The following is a 12,120-nucleotide window of genomic DNA, read 5'->3' as shown; positions in this document are numbered from 1 at the left end:
TTGCTGGCCTGCCATTTGTACCCCTCGCATTGTTCACGCCATGCGAGCTCTGACCTCTGCTCGCGTCCACAAGCCGGAATGTCGGTTGTTTGAGGATTGATAATTCCGCGTTACAGTTTCAGACTGTTGTCATGGCAGCAACAATAGATTTCTTGGAAATGCGGACCTTCCTCGCGGTGGTGAGGGAGGGATCCTTCACCGCTGCGGCGGAACGCCTCGAAACCGACAAGGCGCGGGTGAGCCGAATTGTGAGCCGAATGGAAGCAAAGCTCGGCGCGCGGCTCTTGAACAGGTCGACCCGGCACCTCAGCGTGACAGAAGTCGGTCGTGACTATTTCGAACGGGTCTCATCCATCTTGGCTGCTGCCGAAGCGGCGGAATTCGCCGTTGCACAACGGACACAGGAGCCGAAGGGCCGGCTGAAAGTGACAGCTGGCGCTGAGTTCGGGACGATGCAGGTTGATGGCTGGATTGCCGAATTCTTGCGCAAGTGGCCCAAGGTGACTGTCGAAGTGTCATACACGAACCGTCTCGTCGACATTATTCATGAAGGTGTCGATGTAGCAGTTCGCATCGGACCATTGCAGGATTCAGAGCTATCGGCACGTAAGCTGGGCGAGTTGACCTACGGCTTGTATGCCTCGCCGGAATACCTCGGAAGCGTCACCGGTGTCCGGACGGTCGAGGATCTGAAGCGGCACCACCTCATTATGCACGCACCGCGCGGTCGTCCAACGTGGACCTTGGTAAATGGTGAGAAGACGGAGAAAGTGTGGCAGGCACCCCGCTGCTCCGTCAACAACACCATAGCCGCGAGGAACCTTGCGCTGTCAGGCCTAGGGATCGCCCAGCTGCCGGGGTTCATGGCTGAACCTTATGTCGTCGATGGCGCGCTTGTCAGAGTCTTGCCGGCGTGGGCGTGCATCCCAGTGCCAGTCCACGCGGTCTTTGCTTCCACGCGCTATATGGACCCAAAGGTGCGTGGCTTTGTCGACCTCTGCCGTGATGCTTTCAAAGCCAACATTGAATGCTTCAGTTGAGGTAACTTACTTGCGCTCCCACGGGATGCGGAAATTCCAGCCTATCGATCTCGCGCTGGTCAGCCCCCGCTGTCTCGGTGACCGCCGTCTAATTTCCTGAGGCGTAGTCGTTTGCGTATCGGCGCGAGCACCCATACCAGCGCCATCTCGAAAATTATTGTCGTCATCAGGGACAACAGTGCGTTGCCCATGCCGCCACTGGTAACTCAATGGGCAGATTCATATTTCTCCCTCGTGCCATTTGCTGTGGCTCTCGCAGTCCAGGGACGCGAGCGACAGCGCGGGGCGCATGAACCCTCCCGGCGGCTACCGCCCAATTAGAAAGACATCGTCAATGACACAAACTATCGGAATTATCGGCTCCGGCCTCGTCGGCAAGGCAGTCGCGCGCCTCGCGACCGCAGCTGGCTACAAGGTGGTGATCAGCAACTCCCGCGGCGCGGACACCATCAAGGACCTGATCGAGAAGCTTGGTCCGCTGGCGAGCGCCGGCACCACCGAGGAGGCCATCGCGGCGGGTTACATCGTCACGCTCTCGATCCCGATCGCCGCCTCCGAGCAGCTGCCCGCCGACAAGTTCGCGGGCAAGGTGTACTCGACCAGACGAACAAGATCGGCTTCGATGCCATCGACGCGGGCTCGCTCGCAGACAGCTGGCGCATTGAACCGAGCACGCCGATCTACTTCTGGGCCTACGCTCCGACGGTAGACCTGCAGGCGACGGGTTCGGAAGCCGAGCGCGCCTACACGCAGCCCGGTACGCCCGTGTCGCGCGAAGATGCTCAGCGCCTGATCGACGAGGCAAAGCGCCCGTCGCCGATCGGCGGCACGTTCGAGGGCATGCCGCAGGTCCACGTCGACCTCTTCATGGCCCAGGCCAGCGCCGCGACCGTCGCAAATTGACCCCCTGCCGGACGCCCCTCCAAGGGCGTCCGGCATTCGGTTGTGGGAGCCCTGCGGGGCTCGCCGGGCCTCACATATTCAGGAGCCGCAGCGATGCCGAGCGAAGGCCACCTCACCCCTTTCCTCGAGGCGATGCATGAGGGCGAGATTGCGCGCGCGAGCGAGCATCTGTCCGAGACCGTCGAACTCAATAGCCCAATCCTGCCCACGCCGTTCAAGGGGCGCGCCAGTGTGTCGGCTGTCCTCGGCGCACTGCTCTCCACAATCGACGCGTTCGAGCCCAAGATGATGACGCGCGAGGACGCCGACGTCATCGCTGTCCTCACGATCCGGTTCGAGAACCATGTGATCGACGCGTTCGACCACGTCCGCTTGGGCGAGGACGGCCGCATCGAGACAATGACTATCGCATGGCGCCCGCTGCCCGCCGTCGTCGCGGTCCAACAGTAGGCACACGCAAAAATCCGCGGGCCCCGGCCGGGCGAACGCCGGTGCGCGTATCTCTGGACAAGCAGGCCGCGCGCGGCGCGAGACTTGCGCACACTAGCGAACAAAAAGGAACATGACATGCAAGGTGGAAGAAAGCCGGGTCCCGACCATCCGATTACAATCGCTCCGGCCGGGGAGAGGGTCGTCGTCAAGCTGGATGATGCAATCCTCGCCGACAGTCGCGACGCCCTCATCCTTAAGGAGGCGAGCCTCCATCCGGTCTATTACATCCCGCGCGCCGACGTCGCGATGGGCGAACTCAGCATGAGCTACACCAGCACCCACTGCCCGTACAAGGGCGACGCCAGCTATTTTAGCGCGCGAAATGGCGCCGCTAAGGATGTCGCCTGGTCGTACGAGAACCCTTTCGACCACATGCCGATCATCCAGGGATACCTCGCGTTTTACCCGGACCGCGTCGACGCCATCGAGACAACGGCTCGCGACTGATTGCTGGACCATTGATTCGGCAAATCGACCGAATTCTGCTGTTGTTCCAATGACAACAGTCCAGTCGTATGGAGCCGACTAGTGTCGAATATATAAGGGTCGCGCAGATTGATCGCTCAAGCGGCGCGTGACAGAATGTTGCCCATGACATCCACAGTCGGCTTTTCAGAAATGCAGGTTTTCGTCGCGGTGGTGATGGAGGAGTCCTTCACCGCTGCGGCCGATCGCCTCGAGACTGACAAGGCTCGGGTGAGCCGCATCGTGCAGCGGATCGAGGAAAAACTCGGCGCAAGGCTGCTGAACAGGTCGACCCGCCGGCTCAGCGTCACGGAAGTCGGTAGGGACTATTTCGAGCGTGCCTCGTCGATCCTTGCCGCCGCAGAGGCGGCCTAAGCAGCCGTTGCCCAGCAGAGCCAGGAGCCGCAGGGCCGTCTAAAGGTTACAGCGACACCAGAATTCGGCACCACGCGGGTCGACAACTGGATCGCAGCCTATTTGTCTAAGTGGCCGAAGGTCACCGTGGAAGCGGTATACTCCATTCGGTTCGTTGACATCATTCATGAGGGAATCGATGTCGCGATCCGCATCGGAACTTTGCAAGATTCAGATCTGTCGGCCCGCAAGCTTGGAGAGATAACGTACGGTCTCGATGCTGCGCCTGGATATTTGAAGGAAGGTGCAGAGCTCCGCACCGTCGACGATTTGAAGCGCCACGACCTCATTACGAAGACGTCCAGCGGCCGTGCGAGCTGGACCCTTGTCAACGGCCAAGCAACAGAAAAAGTCTCGCAGACGCCACGGTGCGCACTCGATAACATCGTTGCCGCCAAAAACCTGACCGTATCCGGGTTGGGAGTGGCGCAACTTCCGCGGTTCATGGCTGAGCCGCATGTGGCGGAGGGTACCCTGGTAAGGGTTTTGCCGGGCTGGGCAAGCATACCGATGCCAGTCCATGCCGTTTTTGCCTCCACGCGCTACATGGATCCGAAGGTGCGTGGCTTCGTTGATCTTTGTCGCGCCGCTTTCGGGGATGGTAGCGACGCCAGTCTAGCCTGAAGCGAGCCGACCATAACACTCGTCGCCGCCGGCGAACCTCAAGTAGGACCGCCGGTGGGTCTCGCCGAAGCGTGTAGCTCGTGCAAGGCGGGAGCCGCGACCTGCTTCCCGCCGGTACGGCCGGACCGGATAGTTGGCTTTGCACCTCGCTTAGAGATCTGAGTTGCGCGCCAGCGCCGCGACCGAACCGCGGCCATCTCCGTTCATCATTGTTGCTCACACGAACAACAGACTGAGGTTCTTCCGGCATCTAATCTATTCCCGAGCGATATCCTAACTTTCAACAGAACCGCTCCTCGGTGGGCATAAATGTTGAAGTAGACAGGATATCTAAATGAAAATCGGAATTTTAAACGCCGGCAATCTCGGCAGTCGTCTGGCAAGAGCCTGGGTGGCCGCAGGCCATGAACTCGTGATCGCGAAGGACGGTGAGGACCGGAAAATCGCACCATTACTTGCAGAGCTGGGCGACAAGGCTCGCCTCGGCACGATCCGAGAGGCAGCCGAGTTCGGCGACGCCGTTCTATTCTCCGTTTATTGGCCGCGGGTCGAAGCAATCGTTGCCGAGGTCGGCGGCGCGCTCGACGGCAAGGTCGTTATCGAGACCATGAACCCGCTCGGTGTCACTGCCGACTTCGTGCACTTCCACGATCTGGAATTCATGCGCGACAGCTCAACCGCGGAAGACCTGCAACGGCGGTTGCCGAAGGCGCGAATCGTCAAGGCGTTCAACCTGATGGCGGCTCCCGCGCTCGAAGCGGCGGCTTGGTCAGCATCGCCATTGCAGCCGAACATCTTCTACGTAACCGACGACGACGCCGCCGGAGAGGTGACGCGGGGTCTGATCGGTGACGCTGGATTTAAGCCTGTCAATGCCGGCCCGCTTAACGGTGCCCGGCAACTCGAACAAGTTGGCGTGCTCCTGCATCACATCGCGGGCCACGAGTATGGTGGCGACGCTGACCTCATCCGCCTGGCTCTCACGGTCGTCGAGGCAAGTCCCGGCCCGATCGTGCGCGAGCGGGTCGCCTGAGCGACCACGCGGGCTCCCCACAAATCACTGAATTGCATTTCGCCTAACGAAGGAGAATCTCATGTCGCGGGCCCTCAAAGGGAAAACCGCTCTCGTGACCGGAGGATCACGCGGTATCGGTCGGGCGATCGCTGAACGGCTCGCGGCCGAAGGCGCGACCGTCGCGATCACCTACAATGCAAGCAGCGCTGCCGCGGAGGAAGCGGTGGCAGCCATCGAGAAGGCGGGCGGCACCGCCTTTACGCTGCACGCGGATCTCGCCGACGCGGGGTCTATCCCAAGCTTGTACGATGAGCTCGATCGCGAGCTTACGGAACGGAATGCCAGCAAGACGCTCGACATTCTCGTCAACAATGCCGGCAATTCAGGTTGGGGCGGCCTCGCCGATGCGACGCCCGAGGCCTGGAACACCATGTTCGCTGTTCACGCACGAGCGCCCTTCTTCCTCGTTCAGTCGGCTTTGAGCCGGCTGCCTGATGGTGAAACATCCGACATCGCAGCAGTGGTCGCGTTTCTTGCCTCCGATGAAGGCCGTTGGGTGACCGCGCAGGTGATCGAGGCGAGCGGCGGCTACAAGCTCTGATTCTATCGGGTGAGATGTGTTCCTGCAGAAATAAGGGGATGTCTAATGACAAAGCCAGGTGCTGATCTCACCCTCAAAATCTGTGAAGGGTTCGCCAAGAAGGAGCTTGATCGATGGCTGGAAACATCCGCCATGACGTGAATTCAGATAGAATGGCCGGCCACCAATGCGCGCATGTTTTCAGATGCAGGTCTTGAACGGATACGACCTTCGGCTCCTGCGCTTCTGCTGTTAAGTGGCTTGAATTAAAGAGCATTTCCCATGAGACCGATCCTAAACAGCAAACTGTCCCATAGCAGTGGACAGAAATCTTGGGTGCCGACTCAATAAAGCTTTTGGGAAACGCGCTCGGCCATGAAATCAATGAAGGCGCGAACTTTGGGCGCTCGTGCCGACATAGGGGGCCAGACGAGCGAAACGCTGCCACGTTCGTCCGTGTAATCTGCGAGGACAGCTTGAAGCCGTCCCGCCGCAATGTCTTCGCTTACGAGATAGCTCGGCGCCTGAATAATCCCCAAGCCACCCAGTGCGGCGGATGCAAGTGCCTCGCCGTCATTTAAAACGACAGAGGGCTTGATTGGCGTTGGTTGGAGTGAATTTTTGAAGGCCCAAACTTCCGGCCGACCGGTGGTCGGAAAACGATAAAAAACGCAGCAGTGATTATGAAGATCTGACGGAGTTTGCGGGGTGCCGCGGTGTGCAAGATATTTCGGCGAGGCGCACGTTATGAATGTGTGTGGTCCGATCCTCCGTGCGCGTAACGTCGAATCGTCCAGCTCACCTAGCCGCAGCACCACGTCATACCCACCATTGATAATATCAACCTTGACGTCATCGAGGCTGATCTCGGTCATCACATCTGGAAAGCGGATGCGAAAATCGAGGAGCGCCGGCATGATGATCTTGCGACCTAAGACTGTGGGCACACTCACCTTAATGCGGCCTCGGGGTGCCTTTTGAACCAAGTGAAGCTCTTGCTCAGCGTCTTGCAGTTCTTTCAATATGCGGGCGACGTATCGATATAGAATGTCGCCTTCCCCGGTCACGGCTAGCGATCTGGTCGTACGGTTCAGCAATCGCAGGCCTAGACGCGCCTCAAGTCGCTCCACCGCCTTTCCCACGGCCGATGCAGATAGACCAAGCTTCCTTCCCGCAGCCGCAAAACTTCCGGTTTCGACGGCGACTGAAAACGCGACGAGGCCGCTAAGGGATTCTATTGAGACGATTGAAGACATTATGTCCGGTATGATGCGACGAATACCCCCATTCCGTCAACAGCCGCGATTCTCCAATATCAACACAGCAACTGTTCGCGCAGACCGCTACTAGAACGTCGAGCTAAGCATTGGGAGGAAGTAATCATGTCTCACACTCATGCACGTGCCCCATCGTTGATCATTCAACGCGCCGGGTAAAGGATCAAGCAAGCAATGACAGGATTGCGGCAGGTAATATTCGAACGCCAAAAAAACGACTGCGATGGTGTGGCTCGCCGTCTACCCAAGCGTCCTTCTGATTATTTGGATTGTAGGCGACTGCATGCAGGATTGGCCAATGCCGCTGCGCGTACTGGGCGCAACGCTCATGGTTGTGCCAATTGTCACCAACGTTAGCCAACCCGCAGTCAGGACAATTGTCGGCAAAATCGAACAGGTAATGGTGCAGTGGCAATCACGTAACCGGCTCTAGCCTCGTCCTTTCCGGACGAATACTCGAAAGTGGAAGGATCCACAGATATGACGATGCCCCTCGACAACATACCGAGCCGCAAAGCCTTCAATTGGATCAGCGGATCTCAATGCCAAGAAGGTCAGTTGAAACAGTCAATAGACCCAGCGACTTATAACGTAATCGGCCACTACCCCGACTACGGCCTTGAGGCAGCGAAATTTGCGGTGGCAGCAGCCTCTAAAGCCTTTCGCGAAACAATGTGGGCGCATGATCATGAATTACGGGCTGGTGTGCTCGACCAACTAGCGTGCGCCTTCGAACGCAATCGCGACAGACTACTCGAAATTCTGTCGTTGGAGAACGGCAAGGTAAAGGCTGAAGCTGCATTCGAGCTGGACATGGTTGCGAGCAAACTCCGCTACTCGGCAGCCACTGCCCTGGTCGAAGGTGGACGGGCATTGACACCAAAGCCCGGGAGCATCTCCGTGATCCTTCGGCAACCGATGGGAGTCGCGGCGGTCATTGCACCTTGGAACTCTCCGGTTATTCTGACGATCCGATCACTCGCCCCAGCGCTCGCTGCTGGTTGCACCACCGTCATCAAACTCCCGGCACAAGTCGCACAGACGGCAAGCGTCATGGCCGAGATTATGGCGGAAGCAGAGGATCTTCCGAACGGCGTGATCAATCTGTTTTTCGAAAGCGGTCCTGAGGGCTCCGCTTATCTCGTGGACTCGCCGGAGGTTCCAGTCGTCAGTTTCACCGGATCTACCCGTACCGGCCGAGCCATTAGCAGCGCCGGCGCGAGGTACCTCAAACGTTTCGGAATGGAGCTCGGCGGCAAGACGCCGATGATCGTCTTTGACGATGCAGACCTTGATGCCGCCTTGCCGGTACTGGAAAAGGCGCTGACTGTCTTCAGCGGTCAGTTCTGCATGACGGGGTCCCGCTTGCTCGTGCAGGATGGAAAATATGAGGCCGTGCGCAACGGCTTGGCGGAGAGATTGCGCAACGTCAAGGTTGGCCCCGCCGCCGACCCCTCCAGCGATATGGGCCCGCTGATCGACCGCGCTAACGTTGCGCGGGTCGATGGTGTGGTCGAGGCCGCTATCGCAGCCGGCGCGAAGGTCGTCGAGCGGGGCGGACCCATCAATGTGGGTCCCCTTGCAAACGGCGCTTTCTTCCGCCCGGCCCTTCTGGAAGTCTCCGACAACAGTCTTGCTATCGTACAGGAGGAGACTTTTGGTCCAGTGCTGACGATTCAGCGGTTCTCTGACGAGGCGGAAGCGATCCGTCTTGCCAACGACAATGAGTACGGACTGTCGGCCAGCATCTGGACACGCGATGTAGATCGATCCTTGCGCGTCGCGCAGGCGCTCGAAGCGGGCTCGGTGTGGATCAATGACTGGGCGAAGGTCTACGACGGTACCGAGGAGGGCGGATTCAAGCAGTCTGGCGTTGGCCGCTTGAACGGTCTGGCCGCGCTGGACGATTTCATCGAACACAAGCACATCGCGCTCAAGCCGGGCTTGGCGCAACGCTGACACCTCAATTCCCAAAGTCACTTAGAAGGAGGAATATACGATGTCTATCAATGCGCACGCTAAGAAGTTGTCTAAAGCCGAGCCTGCATCCCCCACGTCACCGTTGGGGGTATTGCAGTCGATCCTGTCGAACCCGACTGACCTGGATTTCGTAAAACAATTCACGACGGACGATTTCATTTATGTTTCGCTGAACTATGAGCACGCGGAGCTGAAGCGGATCATGCCTTGGGCCGGTACCAACGAAGGTACCGAAGGGCTGGTTCAGACTTTTATCGATGTCGGCCGTTACTGGACGACAGACAACTTCGAAATTCAGGACAGCTTCGAAAATAAGAACGGAGCAGCGATCTTCGGCACGTTCACCTACACATCAAACGTTTTGGGCAAAACGGTGACGTCGCCCTTTTCGGTTCTGGCGCGCGGTGAGAACGGCAAGCTGTCTTATGTGCAGTTTATGGAAGATACTTTCGCAACGGTCCGCAGTTTCAGAAACGGTGGCGAGTATTCCATCAAAGCGAACCCAGACAGGGCCGAACTCACTGTCTGAATGTAGGTCTGCCTCGCAGCAACGATCACTAACTTGATGTAATAGGTTTCGGGCAGCAAGTAATCGCTAGGCGAACTGAACGAAACTTCGGTCAGTTTCGGCAAAACAACGCCGAAAAAACAATCCTGATCCTGCATGCACTTGCTCACCTCTCGCAGGAGCGATGGCGCCTATGGCTGGGGCGTGACCGAGGATTCTGCCGATCCGCAAAAGAGGTCGAATGGTTCATGGTCGAGTCCTGGGCGAAGCACCTGCGCCAGCACAAACGGGTTTCGCAGGCCGATGCCGACCTCCAGGCCAAGGTACTTGCCTACCACACGGGTCCCGACAGGCCTGTTGTTCGCCGTTTCCTGGCGATCAACCGGCCGGGCGAAGCCTGATACGAAGCCGTCTTTGGCAGGAACAGGCAGGATCAAGGTCCTCCCAAGAGCGGGAGGACCGGCAATACGGCAGTGCAACGTAGTAGCAGTCCTGCAGAGAACTACAGTGACTGGGTTTTTTGACAATTAAATATCGATATCAGGGACCCCGATGCCGCCAGGGTCATGCAGTTCGTCCACGTAACAGGGATATTCCTGCCGCTGTCGGGCAGAAACCTGCGCATCAATGTCGACTAGCATGATGGAAAAACTGGTTTCTGTCCGCCCAGCCAGATCGCCCCCGGGGGTGATGGCGAAGCCGCCTCCGCCGAAGCGTGGACCATCCGTAGAATGCCCGACCCTGTTCGAACTGACGACGTAACTCCCAGAGACGATTGAGGCCATCTTGCCGGCAGTTATCCAGCTTTCGTGGGCAGAACCGGTCGCCCGAGGAACGGCAATCAAATCGGCTCCGCATCGGCCGTATTGTCTGGCATGTTCGTTGAACATGAGTTCGGTACACAAAAGGACGCCTACACCTAGCCCGCAAATATTCTGGATGTTGAAGCGCCCATCGCCTCGACTGAACCAGGACACCTCGGACCAACCAGGCTCCTGCGGAAGGTAGGTCTTCGTATGCAGGGGGCGAACCTCGCCGTTCTCGATGACAATCGCCTCATTGGCAAGGCGGTCGGCGAGCAGCATTGGACGGCTTGTTATAACGGCCGGAATGTTCAGCGCAGCGAGAGCAGCGGTTCCAGCTTCGTGGATCTCAACACTTTGCTGTGCGTCCTCGACTACGAAATCAATCTTTCGAGCCAGCCACTGACCGAAAGGCATCTCATTCATCAACAGTATATCGGGCCTGCACTTGCCAATAGCTTGGGCAAATTGCTCCCACGCCGGTCCATGCGGCTGCAAGCCATCGGTCATTTCGACGTAAGCACAAACAGGCATTATTATCCTCCATCTCAAGGGATTGAGCTTAGTATTTGGCGTAGGGTCAAAGTTCCAGGGCTGCCAATGAGCTTCCCGATGGACGGACGGGTATTCTCAATGCGGTAGCGGATACGGTAACCGGCACGGCTTAGGCGTTATCGGCTAGACAGTGACTTCGCAGCGGCTGCATTTTTAGCTTCTTCGATGGAAAGGCGAACCGCTCGTTTCATGGCATCCTTCTCGCCGAATATCGCAACAAAAGCCGTGGCACCTTCCAAACGGGCTAACGTGTCAGTCGCAATGTCGCGAGCTACATCGACAGGCATGGCGCGGGACAGGATGCTCGACAGATGATCGCGATGCGCTTGAAAAAATGCTCGAACGGCATGCTTCGCAATCGGGGTCTCGTCACTTGTGCCGTAGGCTAGATGCAGACCTACGCATCTGCCGCGATCAGTGAGAGTGGTCGCGACAAATTCGATGACCTCGACGAATTCATCATCCCATTGCCCGGAGGCTGAGTCTCTTTGACCGAATGTCTCTTGCAAAGTGAGATCAAGTACCGCCGGAACGAGAGCTTCCTTATTGGGGAAGCGGACGTACAGCGATGATTTCTTCAGGCCCACGGCATCCGCGAGGTCATTCATCGACGCGCCTGCATACCCTCTTGATCGAAACAACTCCCTCGCAGTCGATACGATCGTTTCTCTCATGACTTTCATACGTTTTCTCCGAGCCAGGGTTCTCCGCACTTGATACAGGAAATCTAAAGGGTTGACAACCGACCGTTCGGTCGTATTTTACCTTCATTCGCGACTGTTGGTTTGTCGAATCCTTTGAGAAGGAGTTCTAAAATGGCCGTAAGCTACAAAACGCAAAAGGTACAAGACGTCGAGGTTTTCTACAGAGAGGCCGGTTCAAAGGAAGCACCAGTCCTTCTTCTGCTCCACGGTTTTCCGTCATCAAGCCACATGTTCCGTGATCTGATCCCGCTGTTGGCAGATCGATACCGCGTCATCGCACCAGACCTTCCCGGGTTCGGTCGAACGAGTTCACCTGCACGTGGAGAATTCCCTTACACATTCGATAAACTCGCCGCTGTCATGACGGGCTTCACAGAGGCACTCGGCCTCAGCCGCTATGCACTTTACGTTTTCGACTATGGTGCACCGATCGGGTTCAGGATGGCGACGGCCAATCCGGACCGAATCTCCGCCATCATCAGCCAGAATGGCAACGCCTACATCGAAGGGTTCAGTGATGCATGGACGGCGTGGGAGGCATATTGGCGTGACCCCTCCGCTCAAAACAGAGAGGCATGTCGGGCATCTCTGTCTCCTGATGTGATCGAGAACTGGCAATACCGCACCGGGACATCAAAGGAGCGTCTTTCACCCGATGGTTATCAACTTGATATCGCGTTCATGTCGCGGCCGGGTGCTGAAGACATTCAACTGGATCTAATCCTCGACTACAGGAACAACAATGACCGGTATCCGGAGG

15 protein-coding genes and 1 pseudogene are annotated in these 12,120 nt (G+C 57.7%); 13 read left to right on the top strand and 3 right to left on the bottom strand.

The window, feature by feature from the left end; all coding sequences use genetic code 11:
• The first annotated feature begins 131 nt into the window (after positions 1–131).
• From C9413_RS18155 to C9413_RS18125, 9 genes and pseudogenes are all read left to right on the top strand, one after another.
• Positions 132–1,040 (top strand): LysR family transcriptional regulator, encoded by a 909-nt coding sequence (locus tag C9413_RS18155; protein ID WP_040114752.1) that lies wholly within the window; start codon positions 132–134, stop codon positions 1,038–1,040.
• A 334-nt stretch (positions 1,041–1,374) separates the two neighbouring features.
• Entirely contained in the window at positions 1,375–1,749 is a 375-nt protein-coding gene (locus C9413_RS33500) for an NAD(P)-binding domain-containing protein (protein WP_052451752.1), read from the top strand.
• A 56-nt stretch (positions 1,750–1,805) separates the two neighbouring features.
• Positions 1,806–1,943 (top strand): hypothetical protein, encoded by a 138-nt coding sequence (locus C9413_RS33495; protein ID WP_223844120.1) that lies wholly within the window; start codon positions 1,806–1,808, stop codon positions 1,941–1,943.
• A 93-nt stretch (positions 1,944–2,036) separates the two neighbouring features.
• On the top strand, positions 2,037–2,393 hold the full coding sequence (locus C9413_RS18145) for a nuclear transport factor 2 family protein (protein ID WP_040116460.1): 357 nt from the start codon (positions 2,037–2,039) through the stop codon (positions 2,391–2,393).
• 117 nt (positions 2,394–2,510) lie between these two features.
• Positions 2,511–2,882, top strand: a complete 372-nt coding sequence (locus C9413_RS18140) for a DUF427 domain-containing protein (protein ID WP_040114751.1) — start codon at positions 2,511–2,513, stop codon at positions 2,880–2,882.
• Positions 2,883–3,026: 144 nt separating this feature from the next.
• Complete coding sequence (locus tag C9413_RS33490; RefSeq protein ID WP_246703778.1) at positions 3,027–3,275, top strand: LysR family transcriptional regulator; 249 nt, start codon at positions 3,027–3,029, stop codon at positions 3,273–3,275.
• A gap of 33 nt (positions 3,276–3,308) precedes the next feature.
• Positions 3,309–3,938: pseudogene (locus tag C9413_RS33485) on the top strand (substrate binding domain-containing protein); the annotation flags it as partial.
• A 334-nt stretch (positions 3,939–4,272) separates the two neighbouring features.
• Positions 4,273–4,971 (top strand): NAD(P)-binding domain-containing protein, encoded by a 699-nt coding sequence (locus tag C9413_RS18130; protein ID WP_040114750.1) that lies wholly within the window; start codon positions 4,273–4,275, stop codon positions 4,969–4,971.
• A gap of 61 nt (positions 4,972–5,032) precedes the next feature.
• Complete coding sequence (locus C9413_RS18125; RefSeq protein ID WP_040114749.1) at positions 5,033–5,554, top strand: SDR family oxidoreductase; 522 nt, start codon at positions 5,033–5,035, stop codon at positions 5,552–5,554.
• Positions 5,555–5,877: 323 nt separating this feature from the next.
• Here C9413_RS18125 and C9413_RS18120 read toward each other — a convergent pair whose 3' ends face one another.
• Positions 5,878–6,789 (bottom strand): LysR family transcriptional regulator, encoded by a 912-nt coding sequence (locus tag C9413_RS18120; protein WP_052451751.1) that lies wholly within the window; start codon positions 6,787–6,789, stop codon positions 5,878–5,880.
• Positions 6,790–7,368: 579 nt separating this feature from the next.
• On the opposite strand from C9413_RS18120, the gene C9413_RS18115 reads away from it, so the two are divergent.
• Genes C9413_RS18115 through C9413_RS34510 form a run of 3 tightly spaced genes read left to right on the top strand, consistent with a single transcriptional unit; the run spans position 7,369 to position 9,699 of the window.
• Positions 7,369–8,769: an aldehyde dehydrogenase family protein gene (locus tag C9413_RS18115; RefSeq protein WP_210263540.1), complete on the top strand. Its 1,401-nt coding sequence runs from the start codon at positions 7,369–7,371 to the stop codon at positions 8,767–8,769.
• A 40-nt stretch (positions 8,770–8,809) separates the two neighbouring features.
• Complete coding sequence (locus C9413_RS18110; RefSeq protein WP_246703777.1) at positions 8,810–9,319, top strand: nuclear transport factor 2 family protein; 510 nt, start codon at positions 8,810–8,812, stop codon at positions 9,317–9,319.
• 41 nt (positions 9,320–9,360) lie between these two features.
• Entirely contained in the window at positions 9,361–9,699 is a 339-nt protein-coding gene (locus tag C9413_RS34510) for an MFS transporter (protein ID WP_348648785.1), read from the top strand.
• Positions 9,700–9,825: 126 nt separating this feature from the next.
• Here C9413_RS34510 and C9413_RS18100 read toward each other — a convergent pair whose 3' ends face one another.
• Positions 9,826–10,611: a carbon-nitrogen hydrolase family protein gene (locus tag C9413_RS18100; RefSeq protein WP_223844119.1), complete on the bottom strand. Its 786-nt coding sequence runs from the start codon at positions 10,609–10,611 to the stop codon at positions 9,826–9,828.
• Positions 10,612–10,772: 161 nt separating this feature from the next.
• Complete coding sequence (locus tag C9413_RS18095) at positions 10,773–11,339, bottom strand: TetR/AcrR family transcriptional regulator (protein WP_040114744.1); 567 nt, start codon at positions 11,337–11,339, stop codon at positions 10,773–10,775.
• Positions 11,340–11,471: 132 nt separating this feature from the next.
• On the opposite strand from C9413_RS18095, the gene C9413_RS18090 reads away from it, so the two are divergent.
• Positions 11,472–12,120: alpha/beta fold hydrolase (locus C9413_RS18090; RefSeq protein WP_170250712.1), on the top strand; the 649-nt coding region annotated here is incomplete at its 3' end.

The sequence above is a fragment of the Rhizobium sp. SEMIA 4085 genome, assembly GCF_013004495.1.
Lineage (GTDB): Bacteria > Pseudomonadota > Alphaproteobacteria > Rhizobiales > Rhizobiaceae > Rhizobium > Rhizobium gallicum.
This window is presented reverse-complemented; position numbering and strand designations above follow the sequence as displayed.